The sequence below is a fragment of the Enterococcus sp. DIV0175 genome, from assembly GCF_050529075.1.
Lineage (GTDB): Bacteria > Bacillota > Bacilli > Lactobacillales > Enterococcaceae > Enterococcus_B > Enterococcus_B thailandicus.
In genome coordinates, this window is the sequence record NZ_CP172880.1 from 1183815 (window position 1) to 1200554 (window position 16740).

16 protein-coding genes are annotated in these 16740 nt (G+C 37.4%); all 16 read left to right on the forward strand.

Going from position 1 to position 16740, the window contains the following annotated elements:
• Positions 1–84: 84 nt before the first annotated feature.
• Positions 85–1026 (forward strand): rhodanese-related sulfurtransferase, encoded by a 942-nt coding sequence (locus IGJ76_RS05640; RefSeq protein WP_067481762.1) that lies wholly within the window; start codon positions 85–87, stop codon positions 1024–1026.
• A 115-nt stretch (positions 1027–1141) separates the two neighbouring features.
• Positions 1142–1876 carry a metallophosphoesterase gene (locus IGJ76_RS05645; RefSeq protein WP_430596808.1) on the forward strand — a complete coding sequence of 245 codons (735 nt, stop codon included), beginning with the start codon at positions 1142–1144 and terminating at the stop codon, positions 1874–1876.
• A 159-nt stretch (positions 1877–2035) separates the two neighbouring features.
• Positions 2036–4216, forward strand: coding sequence for a Tex family protein (locus IGJ76_RS05650; RefSeq protein ID WP_420673696.1), 2181 nt, complete (start codon positions 2036–2038; stop codon positions 4214–4216).
• Between the two features lie 3 nt (positions 4217–4219).
• Positions 4220–4690, forward strand: coding sequence for a SprT family protein (locus tag IGJ76_RS05655; RefSeq protein WP_075491056.1), 471 nt, complete (start codon positions 4220–4222; stop codon positions 4688–4690).
• A 27-nt stretch (positions 4691–4717) separates the two neighbouring features.
• Positions 4718–5479, forward strand: coding sequence for a YdcF family protein (locus tag IGJ76_RS05660; RefSeq protein ID WP_071868451.1), 762 nt, complete (start codon positions 4718–4720; stop codon positions 5477–5479).
• A gap of 129 nt (positions 5480–5608) precedes the next feature.
• A complete protein-coding gene (gene murC / locus IGJ76_RS05665) occupies positions 5609–6943 on the forward strand; it encodes a UDP-N-acetylmuramate--L-alanine ligase (RefSeq protein WP_067481770.1) in 1335 nt (444 codons plus the stop codon).
• A gap of 157 nt (positions 6944–7100) precedes the next feature.
• Complete coding sequence (locus tag IGJ76_RS05670; protein ID WP_071868450.1) at positions 7101–7586, forward strand: MaoC family dehydratase; 486 nt, start codon at positions 7101–7103, stop codon at positions 7584–7586.
• Positions 7579–8262, forward strand: a complete 684-nt coding sequence (locus tag IGJ76_RS05675; RefSeq protein WP_067481774.1) for a Bax inhibitor-1/YccA family protein — start codon at positions 7579–7581, stop codon at positions 8260–8262. Before IGJ76_RS05670 ends, IGJ76_RS05675 begins: the two co-directional genes overlap by 8 nt.
• Before the next feature lie 119 nt (positions 8263–8381).
• Positions 8382–11027: a DNA polymerase I gene (gene polA, locus IGJ76_RS05680; protein ID WP_067481776.1), complete on the forward strand. Its 2646-nt coding sequence runs from the start codon at positions 8382–8384 to the stop codon at positions 11025–11027.
• Positions 11028–11051: 24 nt separating this feature from the next.
• Positions 11052–11888 (forward strand): DNA-formamidopyrimidine glycosylase, encoded by an 837-nt coding sequence (gene mutM, locus IGJ76_RS05685; RefSeq protein ID WP_067481778.1) that lies wholly within the window; start codon positions 11052–11054, stop codon positions 11886–11888.
• On the forward strand, positions 11852–12493 hold the full coding sequence (gene coaE, locus IGJ76_RS05690) for a dephospho-CoA kinase (RefSeq protein ID WP_086271013.1): 642 nt from the start codon (positions 11852–11854) through the stop codon (positions 12491–12493). The genes mutM and coaE overlap by 37 nt, the downstream gene beginning before the upstream one ends.
• A 191-nt stretch (positions 12494–12684) precedes the next feature.
• On the forward strand, positions 12685–13017 hold the full coding sequence (locus IGJ76_RS05695) for a hypothetical protein (RefSeq protein WP_067481780.1): 333 nt from the start codon (positions 12685–12687) through the stop codon (positions 13015–13017).
• Positions 13018–13286: 269 nt separating this feature from the next.
• Positions 13287–13787, forward strand: coding sequence for a transcriptional regulator NrdR (nrdR, locus tag IGJ76_RS05700; RefSeq protein ID WP_067481782.1), 501 nt, complete (start codon positions 13287–13289; stop codon positions 13785–13787).
• Positions 13788–13800: 13 nt separating this feature from the next.
• Positions 13801–15183, forward strand: coding sequence for a replication initiation and membrane attachment family protein (locus IGJ76_RS05705; protein WP_429941359.1), 1383 nt, complete (start codon positions 13801–13803; stop codon positions 15181–15183).
• Positions 15183–16109 (forward strand): primosomal protein DnaI, encoded by a 927-nt coding sequence (dnaI, locus tag IGJ76_RS05710; RefSeq protein ID WP_311798146.1) that lies wholly within the window; start codon positions 15183–15185, stop codon positions 16107–16109. The genes IGJ76_RS05705 and dnaI overlap by 1 nt, the downstream gene beginning before the upstream one ends.
• A gap of 29 nt (positions 16110–16138) precedes the next feature.
• Entirely contained in the window at positions 16139–16558 is a 420-nt protein-coding gene (locus IGJ76_RS05715; protein ID WP_067481788.1) for a hypothetical protein, read from the forward strand.
• Positions 16559–16740: the final 182 nt, after the last annotated feature.

Consider the following 16740-nt stretch of genomic DNA (forward strand, 5'->3'; position numbering starts at 1 on the left):
AAAATGCACAAGCAAATAAATCGTCAAATGCCTGATCCTTTCTTATACTATTTGGGAATCATCAGAATGAAGGGATGTCACAGTATGGATTACCAAGTTTTACTTTATTATAATTACACAACAATTGCAGACCCAGAAATGTTTGCAAAGGAACATCTAGCTTTTTGTAAGTCATTGAACTTGAAGGGGAGAATCCTTGTCGCAACGGAAGGAATTAATGGCACGTTATCAGGAACAATTGCAGATACGAATGCTTATATGGATGCAATGAAAGCAGATGCGCGTTTTGCAGATACCTTCTTCAAAGTCGATCCAAGTCCTGAGCATGCGTTTAAAAAAATGTTTGTTCGTCCACGTCCGGAACTGGTTTCTCTTAAACTAGAGGATGATATCAATCCGAAAGATACCACAGGCGCTTATTTATCACCGCAAGAATTTAAAGAAGCAATCCTTGATGAAGAAACTGTTGTGATTGATGCGAGAAATGATTACGAATATGATTTAGGCCATTTCCGTGGAGCTGTTCGACCAGAAATCCGTAGCTTTAGAGAACTCCCACAATGGATTCGCGATCATAAAGAAGAATTTATGGACAAGCGTGTCGTTACTTATTGTACAGGTGGTATTCGTTGTGAAAAATTCTCTGGCTGGTTAGTTCGAGAAGGTTTCAAAGACGTTGGACAGTTACATGGTGGAATTGCAACATATGGAAAAGATCCTGAAGTTCAAGGCGAATTATGGGATGGACAAATGTATGTTTTTGATGAACGAATTGCAGTTGAAATCAATCATGTCGATAAACAAGTTATCGGTAGAGATTGGTTTGACGGAACACCATGTGAACGCTATGTGAATTGTTCAAATCCTGAATGTAACCGCCAATTTTTGACTTCGGCAGAAAATGAAGCGCGACATTTAGGCGCATGCTCAAAAGAATGCGCGCAACATCCACACAATCGTTACCTTAAAGAGCATTCTTTAACAGATACAGAAATTACAGAAACCGTGGCGGCAAACTTTAAATAAATCAATTAATATAGTAGCTAAAAGAAAAGCACAAACTTGTTTTTCTTTTAGCTCTTTTTTTGTTGGAATCACTTGCAAAGTTACGCTATACTTTTTAGGAAAGGATGCGATGGTTATGAAATCTTTGGTCTATGCAATCAGCGATGTTCATGGAGAATATGAATTGTTTCAAGAATTAGTACGTGAGTACGATCCAACAATTCATCAATTAGTTTTGATTGGTGATTTAAACGATCGCGGACCGAAAACAAAAGAATGTTTTTTACTTGGAATGAAATTAGCAAAAGAAACTGGAGCCATTTATTTGCGTGGAAATCATGAGGAATATTTCTTGCAATTTTTACACTCTCCAGAAGATTGGTATGACGCGTATTTGCGTAATGGTGGTAAAGAAACCTTTGAAAGTTTACTACATCCAGGTGCAACAGAAGAATATTCTCCGAAGGAAATTGCAATGATGATTCGTTCAAGATATGACGAACTGATTCAATTTTTAGTGGAGAGGCCATTGTATTTTGAATGGAAACAGTATTTATTTGTTCATGCAGGAGTAGATTTAACGAAAAAAGATTGGCGAGAAACTAGTCCAAGAGATTTTATTTGGATTCGTGAACCCTTTCATCACGGGAAAAATCAAACGGGTAAGACAATCGTTTTTGGCCATACAATTACACCTATGTTGCATGGCGATATGCAAACAACGGACTTGTGGCGAAGCGACAATAAAATTGGAATTGATGGCGGTGCTGTTTTTGGAGGATCCATTCATGGCGTGATTTTTGATGAGCAAGGAATTGTACAAGATATCGAGTATCAAAACAATCAAGGACCGTGGCAACCAGATTTTTAATTTAGATAGTTGTACATGAACAACAAGTATCAATTTTACTAAAAAGTGTAGGACGATGTGTTCTATGCTTTTTTATTCTGTGATTCCATCCGTTTTTATTCCATAAAAAAAGTATGCTAAAATAGACAAGCGACTAACAAATCAAAGGAGAACATCTCAATGACAGAAAAGCTAAATCAAACAATTATCCAGCTTGTACAAAAAGAATTGGCAAGCTATAACACAAAACAATTAACAACGGTTCTTCATTTATTGAGTGAAGGAAATACGGTTCCTTTTATTGCACGTTACCGAAAAGAAATGACGGGGAGCTTAGATGAAGTCCAAATTCGGGAAATCGAAGAACGTTACGCATACTTAGAAAATTTAGAAAAAAGAAAAGTGGAAGTTTTACGCTTAATTGATGAACAAGGAAAGTTGACTCCTGAATTAGAAGCCGGGATCGTTCAATCAGTCAAGATGCAACAAGTAGAAGACTTGTATCGTCCATATAAACAAAAACGCCGTACAAAGGCAACGATTGCCAAAGAAAAAGGATTAGAACCACTTGCTGAATGGTTATTGCAATTGAATGACCAGAAAGTTGAAAGTTATGCACAAACATTTATTAATGAAGAAAAAGAAGTTTTTTCTGTAGAGGATGCGTTACAAGGTGCGCATGAAATCATTGCAGAGCAAGTCAGCGATACTGCTAAATTTAGAACATGGATTCGTTCTTATACTTATAATAAAGGTAGTTATGTAAGTTTAGTAAAAGATGCAGACGTAGACGAGAAAGGTGTCTATGAGATGTATTACGACTTCTCAGAGCCTGTTCATAAAATGGTTTCTCACCGCATTTTAGCAACAAATCGTGGAGAAAAAGAAGACATTCTGAAAGTCAATCTACAAGTAGACGAAACAGCAGTAATGGATTATTTGGAACGTCAATTAGTTGGTAATCCAGCGTCACCTGCTGCAAGTTATGTGCGTGAAGCTTATCAAGATAGTTACAAACGGTTTATTTCTCCAGCGATTGAACGTGAAGTTCGCAATGAGTTAACTGAAAAAGCGGATGAACAAGCCATTGCGATTTTTGGTGAAAATTTGCGTAACTTATTGTTGCAGCCACCTTTAAAAGGAAAAGTTGTGTTAGGCTTCGACCCAGCTTATCGTACGGGGTGTAAATTAGCAGTAGTTGATGCTACAGGGAAAGTCCTAGCAATCGAAGTAATCTATCCACACAAACCAGCTGCCCAAGCAAAACGTGAAGCAGCAAAAGGTCAATTTGTAAAACTAATCAATCAATATCAAGTGGATATGGTCGCAATCGGAAACGGAACAGCTAGCCGAGAATCAGAATTATTTGTAGCGGAGCAATTAAAAAACGTGAATCACACAGCATACTATGCAATTGTCAACGAAGCTGGTGCCTCTGTTTACTCTGCGAGCGAAGTTGCTCGAACTGAATTTCCTGATTTACAAGTTGAAGAAAGAAGTGCTGTTTCAATTGCACGACGTTTGCAAGATCCATTGGCAGAATTAGTAAAAATTGATCCGAAAGCAGTCGGTGTTGGGCAGTACCAACACGATGTTTCTCAAAAAAGATTAGCAGAGCAATTAGACTTTGTTGTTGAGACAGTTGTTAACCAAGTGGGTGTGGATGTAAACACGGCAAGCCCACAATTGCTACAGCATATCTCCGGGTTGAATAAAACAATTGCGCAAAATATTGTTACTTATCGTGATGAAAATGGTGCGTTCAACGCACGTACACAATTGAAAAAAGTTCCAAGATTAGGGCCAAAAGCATACGAACAAGCTATTGGATTCTTACGGATACCTGATGGAAAAAATGTACTAGACAATACTGGTATTCACCCAGAAAGTTATGCAGTAGCAAAAGAAATTTTAACCATGAATCAATTAACTGAGAAAGATTTGGGAACCTCTGAAGCAACAGAAGTCTTGAAAAAATTAAAACCAGAAGCTTTAGCTAAAACGATGGAGATTGGTGAAGAGACCTTGACGGATATTTTAGAAGGGTTGACACAACCTGGTCGTGATATGCGGGAAGAAATGCCCGCACCGTTATTGCGCCAAGATGTCTTAAGTATGGAAGACTTGAAAGCAGGCATGGAATTAAAGGGGACTGTCCGAAATGTTATCGACTTTGGTGCTTTTGTGGATATTGGGGTTAAGCAAGATGGACTCGTTCACATCTCAAAATTAAGTAAAAAGTTTGTTAAGCATCCAACAGATGTGGTTTCTGTTGGGGATGTCGTAACTGTATGGGTCGAACAAGTTGATGTGAAGAAAGGTCGTATTAGTTTAACTATGCTTTCGCCTTATGAGGAGTAAAAAGTGACACAAGAAGAATTACAAACGCTAGTTGAAGCCATTTCGATTGAGTGGTTTCAACGACCGTTTATGCATGAAGCTATTTTTAATGCACGCCTGAAAACAACTGGCGGGCGTTATCATTTGAATGATCATCATTTAGACTTTAACCCGACACTGTTTGCTCAATCTGATGAACAAACCATTGTCGGCATCATTAAACATGAGTTATGTCATTATCATTTGCATTTAGCAGGGAGAGGCTATCGTCACCGAGATAGTGAATTTAAACAGTTGTTGCAACAGACTGGTGGATTGCGTTATGCCCCCGCTGTAGCAAAAAAAACTAGTAAAATTGAATGTTATCAATGCGTACGTTGTCAGACAATGATTTATCGGAAACGAAAAATTGATACAAAACGTTTTCGTTGTGGACGCTGTCGTGGAAAATTAGTTTGGCAAGAAACAAAACGACCGAATAACGATAATGACTAAATAGATAGATAAAGGAGTATCGTTGAAATGATTGATAATTGGAATCTGCTACTAGCATTTTTAGCTGATCAGCCAGCTACGAGTTCAGAAGAACCAAACCAAACAGCTCCGCTACTAATCCTTGCAGGAAACGGGTTACCAGTTTTGGTTGATCATGCAGCTGACCTTTTACGAAACAAACAGATTGCTCATCTTTTTTTAGTAGGCGGGGTTGGCCATGCGACACCTGTACTTCGTAAAAATTTTGCGGATCAAGGATTTTTATTTGCAGAAACGCTTAGCGAAAGCGAGATGTATCGTTGCTATTTAAAAGAAAAATATCATTTTTCAGATGCGCAGTTACTTGTTGAGTCACATTCTACAAATTCTGGAGAAAATGCTCAATTTGCGTTAGATAAACTGCAAAAGATGCAGTTATCTCCACAAAAAGTTTTACTGATGAATGATCCTATACTACAGCGACGAACAAGAGCAACTTTTGAAAAAGTTTGGGGAAACACAGCCGTTGAATTTGAAAATTATGTACCAATTGTTCCACAATTGGAGCGTTGGCACGAGGAAGGATCAAATGCTGTTATGACATTTAAACAACCAGAATTAGATAATCAGTGGCCATTGAATTACTTTAAGTCATTAGTGCTTGGAGAGATTGCTCGCTTACATGATGATGAACATGGTTATGGTCCTAAGGGGAAAGGTTACCTTAATCATGTCGAAGTTCCAAAAGAAATTTGGATAGCTTATCAAGAAATTTTGACCCAGACAAATTGGCAATTTTGTCGTACGTAACTCATTATTTCGTAAGAAACGTCGTTTGCGAATAAATTTGGTTGAAATTTTTATTTGTTTATAAGATAATGAAAAACGTGTTGAATATGTGAATGAATAATGGATGATAGATAAGAGAAGAGGATTCAAATGACAAATCAAGAAAAATTATATCATTTTGTTGGTATCAAAGGTTCAGGAATGAGCTCATTGGCGCTAGTATTACATGAAGAAGGACTAAATGTTCAAGGATCAGATATTGAAAAATATTTCTTTACACAAAGAGATTTAGAAAAAGCAAACATAACAATCTTGCCATTTAGCGCAGATAACATTAAACCAGGTATGACAGTCATCGCAGGGAATGCGTTTCCTGACACTCATGAAGAAATTCAACGTGCCAAAGAACTTGGTCTTGAAGTGATTCGTTACCATGATTTTATTGGTGACTTTATTCAAAACTATACAAGTATCGCGGTAACTGGATCACACGGTAAAACAAGTACAACTGGTTTACTTTCACATGTGTTGACAGGCGTTCGCCCAACAAGTTATTTGATTGGTGACGGTACTGGACATGGCGATCCACGTGCAGAATTTTTCGCATTTGAAGCTTGTGAATATCGTCGTCACTTCTTAGCTTATTCACCTGATTATGTGATTATGACAAATATTGATTTTGATCATCCTGATTACTATACAAGTATTGAAGATGTACACAACGCGTTCCAAACAATGGCTCGCCAAGTGAAAAAAGCAATTTTTGCGTATGGTGATGATGAATATCTAAGAAAATTAGAAGCAGACGTGCCAATTTATTACTATGGAATTAGCGAAAATGATGATATCCAAGCACGAAATATTGAACGAACAACAACTGGTTCAGCTTTTGATGTGTACCATGAAGACGAATTTATCGGTCATTTTGTGGTTCCTGCTTTTGGAAAACATAATATTCTAAATGCCTTAAGCGTAATCGCTGTTGCTTACTTTGAAGACTTAGACCTTAAAGAAGTGTCAGAAGAAATGTTGACTTTCCCTGGCGTAAAACGTCGTTTCAGCGAAAAAATCGTTTCAGACATGACAATTGTTGATGACTACGCACATCATCCAGCAGAAATTCGTGCAACTATTGATGGTGCACGTCAAAAATATCCAGATAAAGAAATCATTGCTGTCTTCCAACCGCACACCTTTACGCGAACAATTGCGTTGATGGATGAATTTGCTGAAGCATTAGATTTAGCAGACCGCGTGTACTTATGTGATATTTTTGGTTCAGCTCGTGAAAAACAAGGTGATGTTAAGATCGAAGACCTAGGTGAAAAAGTTCAAAAAGGCGGACAAGTTCTGAAAGAAAATAACGTTTCACCATTGTTAGACTACCATGATGCAGTTGTTATCTTTATGGGAGCTGGTGATGTTCAAAAATTTGAACAAGCCTATGAAAAACTATTAAGCAATACTACAAGAAACGTCTTGTAATCACTAACAAATGACGAAATCAATCAAAAGCGGCCAAAAAAGTTTTGTCTTTTTGGCTGCTTTCTTGTATATAAAAAGTGCGGTTTCCATAACTTGCCTTTTTGCTTGGTTTTGGTACAATTGTTCTTGAGTAAAATAAAACTGGAGGGTTTCTATTTTGAATATAGGTAAGCCGAGAAAATTAGGAAAAACAATAAATGAGTTAGAGGAAGGCGACTCGTTGTCTTTAACAGAATCAATTGAAGACAATCAACTGTTGCTTTATTTAGGATTGACGAATGATGCTAATCCATTATACATTCAGCATGATTTTGCACAAAAAACGGAGTATCAACAACCAATTGTGCCATCTGTGATGTTAATGGGTATCATTACAAGTGCTATTTCTAAGCATTTACCTGGTCCAGGCTCACACGTTGTGAATTTTTCTGTGAATTTTATTGAACCAGTTTTCCACTACGAAACATTGACTTTCCAATTTGAGGTCATAAAAGTAGATAAAATGAAAGACGTCGTTACGATTTCTGTTGAAGCAGAAAATGGGGAAGGGAATCGCGTACTCGATGCTGTAGTAATGGTTCAGCCACCTGCTGACCCAGAACTAGAAATTGAATTTGAAAGTGAAGGTGAACTAAATGAATAATCAAAGCGTAGCAAATGAAGGAATCAATCGTTTCTATTCTAAAGTGTATGGCTTCCTAGGTGTGGGATTGGCGTTAAGTGCATTGACTTCATACTTAGCACTCTCAGTTTTTCCGCAACAAGTAGCAACATTTATTAATGGCTTTCCATTAGGTTTTATGGGACTTTGGATTGTTCAAATCATTTTAGTATTGGTTTTAAGTGCAAAGGCTCAAAAAAATCCAAGTTTAGCTATTGGTGGCTTTATTGCCTATTCATTATTAAATGGCTTGGTACTGGCTGTGACGCTTGCTTTTTATGATATTGGAACAATTACGCAAGCATTTTTGACTGCAACAGGCATGTTTATCGGGATGTCAGTTGTGGGAATGGTTACTAAAAAAGATTTGAGTGGGATTGGTCGCGCAGGATTAGCTGCATTGATCGGTGTGATCATTGCCATGTTTGTCAATATTTTCTTACTTCATAGTAGTGCAGTCGATTTCTTCATCTCAATCTTGTTAGTCTTGATTTTTGCTGGAATCACTGCTTATGACAATCAAAATATTCGTAAAGTGTACATTCAAAGTAATGGAACAGCAAACAGTGGTGTGGCAGTGTTCATGGCTCTTCAATTGTATTTAGACTTTATCAACTTGTTCCTTGCATTTCTACGAATTTTTGGACGAAACAATTAATTTTTAATATTGAAACGGGTAGGAGATAAACATTTTCTCCTATCCGTTTTTTCTTTTCGCTTTCCAAGACATTCTTTGTTAGAATAAATAAGAACTTTACGGATGAGGAGCTAATTGATATGACAAAAAATAAATTATTATTGGTCGACGGAAATAGCGTCGCCTTTCGCGCATTTTTCGCGTTGCATAACTCACTAGAACGTTTTAAAAATCGAAATGGGTTGCATACCAATGCAATTTACGCTTTTAACACAATGTTTGAGAATGTGATGCAAAAAGAACAACCAACACACGTATTAGTTGCCTTTGATGCAGGAAAAACAACTTTCCGTACAGAGATGTACGCTGAATATAAAGGTGGACGTTCAAAAACACCTGGTGAATTTAAAGAACAGATGCCTTACATTCGTGAATTGTTAACAGGGCTAGGCGTAAAATATTATGAACTACCAAATTATGAAGCCGATGATATTATTGGTACGTTGGCAGAAAAAGTAGATAAAGAAGCATTTGATGTTGTTATTCTTTCAGGAGATCGAGATTTGACACAGTTAGCTACTGATGCTATCAAAGTAGACATTACCGTGAAAGGTGTGAGCGATATTGAAAGTTACACACCAGAACATATCGCAGAAAAGTATGATGGTTTGACGCCTAAACAAATTATCGACATGAAAGGACTAGCCGGTGATGCTTCTGATAATATCCCTGGCGTAACCAAAATTGGTGAGAAAACAGCGATTAAATTGTTGAAAGAATATGGTTCAGTCGAAGGCGTCTACGAACATATTGCTGAAATGAAAAAAAGCAAGATGAAGGAAAATCTGATTAATGATCAAGAACAAGCTTTTCTGTCCAAAAAATTAGCTACAATCAACACACATGCACCTGTTGATGTCACAATTGATTCATTGAAATATGAAGGAAAAGACTTAGAAAAATTAGTTCCGTTTTATCAAGAAATGGAATTTAAGCAATTTTTAGCTAAGCTTGATATCCATGAGGAAGAGCCCGAGCTGGCAGATGTTCTATTTGAAGTAGTGACAGAGTATCAACCAGAAATGTTTACTACTGACATGGCACTTTATGTCGAAATGTTAGGCGAAAATTATCATACAGAAGACATTGTTGGCGTTTCTTGGGGGACAAAAGAAAAAATTTATGTGACCAATGATCTAAGTATTTTCGAAAGCGACGCATTTAAAGAGTGGTTGACTGATGGAACACGCCTGAAAAAAGTTTATGATGCCAAACGGACATATGTTGCCTTGAACCGTTATACTGGCAAGACACAAGGAATTGATTTTGATGTTCTTTTGGGCTCTTATTTGTTAGATACTAACGATAAAAGCAGTGATATCGAAGGAGTAGCCGCACATTATGGCTATCAAGATATCCAATCAGACGAAGCGGTTTATGGAAAAGGTGCCAAAAAAGGATTACCGGAAGAGGAAGAAGTTTTCTTTGCGCATCTTGCTCGTAAAGTTGCAGCAATCAATGCCCTGACACCAATTTTGAACAAAGAGCTAGAAGAAAAAAATCAAGCAGACTTGTTTTATAAAATGGAACTACCACTGTCACAAATCTTGGCAGAAATGGAAATTAGTGGAATTAAAGTCGATGCTTCACGTTTACAAGAAATGAAGATTGAATTTTCGGAGCGTCTAAAAGAAATTGAAGAAAAAATTTATACGGAAGCTGGCGAAGAGTTCAACCTGAATTCACCTAAACAATTAGGTGTTATCCTGTTTGAAAAAATGGGCCTGCCTGTTATTAAGAAAACCAAAACAGGTTATTCAACAGCGGTGGATGTGTTAGAACAACTGAGAGAACAAGCACCAATCGTTGACGACATCTTAGTCTACCGTCAAATTGCAAAAATCCAGTCAACTTATGTAGAAGGGCTATTAAAAGTGATCCAATCTGATGGTAAAGTGCATACTCGTTACGTTCAGACACTGACCCAAACTGGTCGCTTGAGTTCAGTTGATCCGAACTTGCAAAATATTCCGATTCGTTTAGAAGAAGGTCGGAAAATCCGTGAAGCATTTGTTCCAAGAAAAAAAGATTGGTTGATTTATTCTTCTGACTACTCTCAAATCGAGTTACGTGTATTAGCACACATTTCTGATGATGAACATCTGAAAGCTGCCTTTTTGGAAGGTCAAGATATCCATGCAAGTACGGCAATGCGGGTCTTTGGGATTGAAAAGGCAGAGGACGTAACACCAAATATGCGTCGCCAAGCAAAAGCTGTCAACTTTGGGATTGTGTATGGTATCTCGGATTATGGCTTATCGCAAAATCTTGGTATTTCCCGAAAAGCAGCACAACAATATATCGACACTTATTTTGATAAATACCCTGGCGTGAAATCATACATGGAACGTATTGTTCGCGAAGCAAAAGATCAGGGCTTTGTGGAAACACTTTATCATCGTCGTCGCTATTTACCAGAAATCAATTCAAGAAACTTTAACTTACGTTCGTTTGCAGAACGGACGGCTATCAATACACCAATTCAAGGTAGCGCAGCTGATATTTTAAAAATTGCGATGATTGATTTGGCGAAACGATTGAAAGAAGAAAAACTAGAAGCAACAATGTTATTACAAGTACACGATGAATTAGTTTTTGAAGTTCCGGAACACGAATTAGAAGCATTAGATCAATTAGTCAAAGAAGTAATGGAAAATGCTGTTTCGCTACATGTGCCATTGATTACTGATAGTAGTTGGGGCAAAACATGGTACGAAGCCAAATAAAAAAGAAAAAGGTGAAGAAGAAACATGCCTGAATTACCAGAAGTTGAAACGGTCCGTAAAGGGCTAGAACGTTTGGTCACAGGAAAAAAGATTCAAAAAGTGCAAGTCTTGTGGCCCAAAATTATTGAACAACCAGAAGCACCGATTTTTGAAGCAACGTTGATTGGTGAAACCATCGAATCAATTGGACGTCGTGGCAAGTTCCTGATTTTTCATTTAACCAATTACGAGTTGATTTCTCATTTGCGAATGGAAGGAAAATATTCCTTTGTGGAAGAAAATCAACCATTAGATAAACATACTCATGTCATTTTCTTTTTTGATGATGGCAGTCAGCTTCGTTATAATGACGTTCGTAAATTTGGTCGAATGACGCTGGTGGCAAAAGGACAAAGTGATTCTTATCGCGGAATCATGAAGTTAGGTCCAGAACCTCTACCAGAGTTATTTACTTTGGCAGAATTTGAAGCAGGTCTCAAAAAATCACATAAAGCAATCAAACCGTTGCTATTGGATCAACGCTTAGTCACGGGATTAGGCAATATTTATGTAGATGAAGCATTATGGGAAGCAAAAATCCATCCAGAGCAGCCCGCCAATACATTAAAAGGAAAAGAAATTGCAGCACTTCGCTTAGCAATCATTGATGTATTGGGAAGAGCGGTGGAAGCAGGTGGAACAACCATTCGTAGTTATCTCAACGCACTTGGTGAAGCAGGTAGTTTTCAAATGGCACTTCATGTTTATGGTCAAACAGGCCAGCCATGTGTGCGTTGTCAAACACCAATCGTCAAAACAAAAGTTGCACAAAGGGGGACTCACTATTGTCCAAAATGTCAGCAACTGAAAATACCAAAGTAGGTTTTGTTTTAGGTTTAACAGGAAGCATTGCAACAGGTAAAAGTACAGCTGCTGAAGTCTTTAAAAAGCATGGGATTCCAGTAATTGATGGTGATGTAGTAGCAAGAGAAGTCGTCGAGCCTGGAACCGCTGGTTTGTCTGCAATCGTTGAAGTGTTTGGTAAACAGATCTTAAATGAAGATGGTACGCTAAATCGAAAACAATTAGGTGCCATCGTGTTTGCGGATAACGAATTACGCCAAACATTAAATCGTGTGTTAAATCCGTTTATTCGCGGACGTATCAAACAACAAATTGCTGAAAAAAAACAGCATAATCCTTTGGTTGTTGTTGATGTTCCTTTGTTGTTTGAAGGACATTATGAACGTTACATGGATGCTGTAGCAGTTGTCTATACCACAGAAGCGATTCAGCTCGAACGATTGATGAAAAGAAATCAGTTAACAGAAGCTGAAGCGTTGAAACGAATAAAGACGCAATGGTCGATTGAAACGAAAAAAGAACGAGCTGACTTTTTGTTTGATAATACTCAGACAAAGGAAGCGTTGGTTCAACAAGTTGAGTTGTGGTTAAAACAACAATCGTTTATCACAAATGAAAAATAAAATAAGCAAAGTGCTTCGTCGGTTGAACGAAGTGCTTTGCTTTTTATTTTAGTGACTTTAAGTTGTTTGCAAAGCAAGTAAAATGAAAATCACGCGTTTAATCGCGTGGACGAAAGGATTAGCTAGTCGTATATTTTGAGTATCTTGTTTATTTTTGTTATGCTAAAGATAAGAATAAGGGAGGGATTTGTATGGGCAATATCAAGAATCAAAAAGATAAAGTTGTCGGATCTGCCAAAGAAAAAATTGGTAAGTTACTTGATAAAGATGAATTAAAAGATGAGGGTCGTGCGCAAGCTGAAGTCGGTAAAAAGAACGCAGACCAATACAAAGCACGAATTGCTGAATTAGAAGATCAACAAGCAGAAAAAGAAGCACGCCAACAAGATTTAACACAAGAACGAAAAAAAGAAATGTCTGATCGAACAAAAAAACCACTCCCAGATGCTGAACATATCCCTGATGAACAAAAAATCGAAGAGCAACGGTTAAAACATTATACTGGTATTGAAGAAAAATTGTAGTTTTTAGAAAGCATGAAGTAATGCGTTCAAAAGCAGACAATTAAAAATCATTCACAGTTTCGTTTCAACCGGCAAATGAGTTGTGATAAAATTTTGTCACAGCTCATTTTTTGCGAAAAATGAATAAAAACGCTTTATTAATGATGGAAACTGCATCTTTTTAGCTGGGAAAGTCGCTTAACATAAAAGTTTCATGTTATAATGCAACTAACTATGAAAGAGCAGAATGTTCTTTTTATAAAACTTAAATGATACATGAGGTGAACTAAATGAGATGTCCAAGATGTCAACATAATAATTCCCGTGTTATTGATAGCCGTCAAGCAGATGATGGTCGGGCGATTCGTCGTCGACGTGAGTGTGAAAATTGCTCATTTCGTTTTACAACATTTGAAAGAATCGAAGCTGCACCATTACTAGTTATTAAGAAAAACGGTGAACGTGAAGAATTTAATCGAGATAAGATTTTGCGAGGGCTGATTCGTTCAGCTGAAAAACGTCCAGTTGCTATGGAACAAATGGAGCAAATTGTGAACCATGTGGAAAATCGGGTTCGAAGTTTAGGAGAAAATGAAGTATCAACCAATTTAATTGGAGAATATGTCATGGAAGATCTCGTTAATTTGGATGAGATTGCATATATTCGTTTTGCAAGTGTCTACCGTCAATTTAAAGATATGTCCGTGTTCCTAAAAGAACTACAAGACATCGTGGAGAAGGCAAAAGAAAATAACAAATCCAAAGATGACGAAGACGAAAGTACAGAATAAAGGGGGCATTTCCTTGGAAAATGCTTGGAAAGAGCTTCAACCAAAAAATATCTACCAAGGAAGAAAGCAAAGTCCTTTAAAAGAAGAAAGCCGAAATGCGTTATTACATCTTTACCAACCCTTGATTGGGGGAGAAGCGCTTAGTCTTTACCTTACTCTTTTGACAGAAATTTCTTTAGAAACTGGCCAAGGACCAGAAGGACTTCACGCAGATTTATTGAGTAGTCTTGGTTGTGGTATTCCTCAATTTTACGAAGCACGAAAAAAACTTGAGGGAATTGGCTTATTAGATGTTTATTACAAAGAAGATCCTAGCCTAGGAACGTGCTTTCTTTATGAATTGTTAGAACCAATGTCGGTGAAACAGTTCTTTATGGATTCTGTTTTAAGCTTTTTACTATTAGAAAAGGTTGGCGAGCGTCGCTTCGACCAGTTAGTCAAGCGTTTCGAGCCAAAAAAATTTTCAACAGAAGGTTATCAGAAAAAAACCAAAAAATTTTTAGAAGTATATCAATTCAATGAAGCTTCATTTGACGCTGATAAACAGCAAATCGAAAAGCTGCAAGAAACATTTACTGAGCAAGCAAAAACCAAGCGATTGTCTGAGAAAAGTACGATTGATTGGGCTTTTTTAACAAACTGGTTACAAAAGAAACACATTGAAAAACCAGAGGAATCAATCATCAAACAACTCGAAATGTATCAGCAATTGTATGGTTTGGATGACTTAGCTTTAGGTGAAAAAATCGTTGAAGCATACGACTTCACAGAACAAAAAGTGTCTTTGAAAGAACTTCAAAAAATCTTTTTAGCAAACCCGGTTAGTCAATCATCCGTGGTAAAAGTGCCTGTAGAAACTTCAGACACTACCGAAACCACAAAGGCTGAACCAGTTACGAAACAAGGACAGTTGTCTGCAGCCTCTGTACAGTTAATCAAAGAGGCCCAAAGTGTTCCACCAATGAAATACTTAGAGTCAATCAAAAAAGAAAAAAATGGTTATGTATCTAAATCAGAAACGTGGTTGATGCAAGAACTTGTTTCTCGTTCGGGACTTCCAAGTAGTGTCATCAATGTGTTGCTGAACTATGTATTAGTTATCAAAAATCAAGCAAGTTTAGGGACAAACTATGTCAATACGATTGCTAACGAATGGGCACAACAGAAAATTATGACAGCAGAAGATGCGATTGCTCATATTAAAAAGAAAAGCCAAGAAAGCGCAGAGAAAAAGCAAACGAGAAACTACACAAATACTCGTCGAAACGTACGCCGAGAAAAATTACCTGATTGGGTAAATCAACCAAAAGACGAGAAGAAAATCAGTCAAGAAAAACAAGCGGAAATTGATCGGCGCTTTAAAGAATATCTTGCTAAAAAGGAGGGTGACAACTAATGGAAGATGTTGGAAGAGAATTAAAAAAGATTATCAGTAAACGCAACTACCAAGAAAAGTATGCCGAAATGATTCAAGAAGTATTGAATGATTCAGATGTTCAATCTTTTTTGGCAGAACATCAAGAACGTTTAACACAAGCAGATATTGAAAAAAGCTATGCAAAACTTTATGAATTTGTTCAAGAAAAGCGAAAATATCAGAAAAATGATCCGACAATGATTGCACCAGGATATGAACCAAAACTAGTGTTGAACTTTCATTATGTGGATGTCACCTATGTGCCGACTGAAGCATTAATTGCTCGACAAAAACAAGAAGAAATCCGTAGTCGTGTGAAAGCGATGGATATGCCTAAAGATATTCAAACGGCTACCTTTGAAGGATTTGAGCAAACAAGTGGTCGTAGTGATGCCTTTTTTGAAGCATTTAATTTTGTGGAACAATACACAAAGGATCCTAAAGGCTATCACAAAGGGCTATATTTAGTTGGAAGCTTTGGTATTGGAAAAACTTATTTATTAGGTGCAATCGCACACGACTTAGCTGTTGCAGGGTATACAACGACACTCGTTCATTTTCCAACATTTGCAGTTGAAATGAAACAAGCAATTGGTAAAGACCAAGTTTCGGATAAACTTGATGCGGTAAAACGTTCCCCTATCTTAATGATGGATGATATTGGGGCCGATGCCATGAGTAGTTGGATTCGTGATGAAGTATTTGGCGTTATTTTGCAATATCGAATGCAAGAACAACTACCGACCTTTTTCTCATCAAACTTTACGATGGATGAGTTAGAAAAACATTTGTCTGTTACACAACGTGGAGATGAAGAACCTTTAAAGGCCAAACGTATTATGGAACGTATTCGTTATCTAACAAAAGAAATTGAGATGACTGGGAAAAATCGTCGAAACGGCTAAAAGTGAATAAAAGAACGGAGATGTGGTTTATGAAGCGTATAGTATCTTGCTTAACCTTAGCGACAACCTTTTTATTATTGACCGCCTGTGGGAATCAGTCTACTAATGATGAACAAACAGCTGAAACGACTTCTAATTCGTTGGCACAAGATCAAAGTGTTTTTACTGGGACTGTTGAAGAAGTGACTGAAAGCGACGATGAGGATCAAATCGTTCGTGTGAAATTAATTGACGTCAAGGCAAAAATTGATCCTGAGAATATTGGGACCTCATTTGCGAATGACGGTGTCATCTTAAATGCGCCAACAGATAAAATCAAACCTAATCTGGATGCACTGTCTGAGGGAACAGAAGTCGAGTTGACCTTGGCTAAACAACCTGTGATGACAATGTCGTTACCACCGCAAATTCCAGGAAATTCAATTATTCAAGTTTTAGCTATCCAATAATTAATGAAGCAAACCAACCGGTTTTTTCATTTCGTACAAGTGACGAAGTGAAGAAACCGGTTTTTCTGTTTCGTGAAAAAATTGAGAGTTACAGTGCGGAAGTGGTGAAAAGTGCCGTAGATGCAGCTAAATTAGTCTAACGTTAGATCTAGCAATGGAAAATGCTCCTGCCACAGTTTACT

Coding starts and splice junctions, on each gene's coding strand:
- IGJ76_RS05640 (WP_067481762.1), top strand. CDS start 85: ATGGATTACCAAGTTTTACTTTATTATAATTACACAACAATTGCAGAC.
- IGJ76_RS05645 (WP_430596808.1), top strand. CDS start 1,142: ATGAAATCTTTGGTCTATGCAATCAGCGATGTTCATGGAGAATATGAA.
- IGJ76_RS05650 (WP_420673696.1), top strand. CDS start 2,036: ATGACAGAAAAGCTAAATCAAACAATTATCCAGCTTGTACAAAAAGAA.
- IGJ76_RS05660 (WP_071868451.1), top strand. CDS start 4,718: ATGATTGATAATTGGAATCTGCTACTAGCATTTTTAGCTGATCAGCCA.
- murC (WP_067481770.1), top strand. CDS start 5,609: ATGACAAATCAAGAAAAATTATATCATTTTGTTGGTATCAAAGGTTCA.
- IGJ76_RS05675 (WP_067481774.1), top strand. CDS start 7,579: ATGAATAATCAAAGCGTAGCAAATGAAGGAATCAATCGTTTCTATTCT.
- polA (WP_067481776.1), top strand. CDS start 8,382: ATGACAAAAAATAAATTATTATTGGTCGACGGAAATAGCGTCGCCTTT.
- mutM (WP_067481778.1), top strand. CDS start 11,052: ATGCCTGAATTACCAGAAGTTGAAACGGTCCGTAAAGGGCTAGAACGT.
- IGJ76_RS05695 (WP_067481780.1), top strand. CDS start 12,685: ATGGGCAATATCAAGAATCAAAAAGATAAAGTTGTCGGATCTGCCAAA.
- nrdR (WP_067481782.1), top strand. CDS start 13,287: ATGAGATGTCCAAGATGTCAACATAATAATTCCCGTGTTATTGATAGC.
- dnaI (WP_311798146.1), top strand. CDS start 15,183: ATGGAAGATGTTGGAAGAGAATTAAAAAAGATTATCAGTAAACGCAAC.
- IGJ76_RS05715 (WP_067481788.1), top strand. CDS start 16,139: ATGAAGCGTATAGTATCTTGCTTAACCTTAGCGACAACCTTTTTATTA.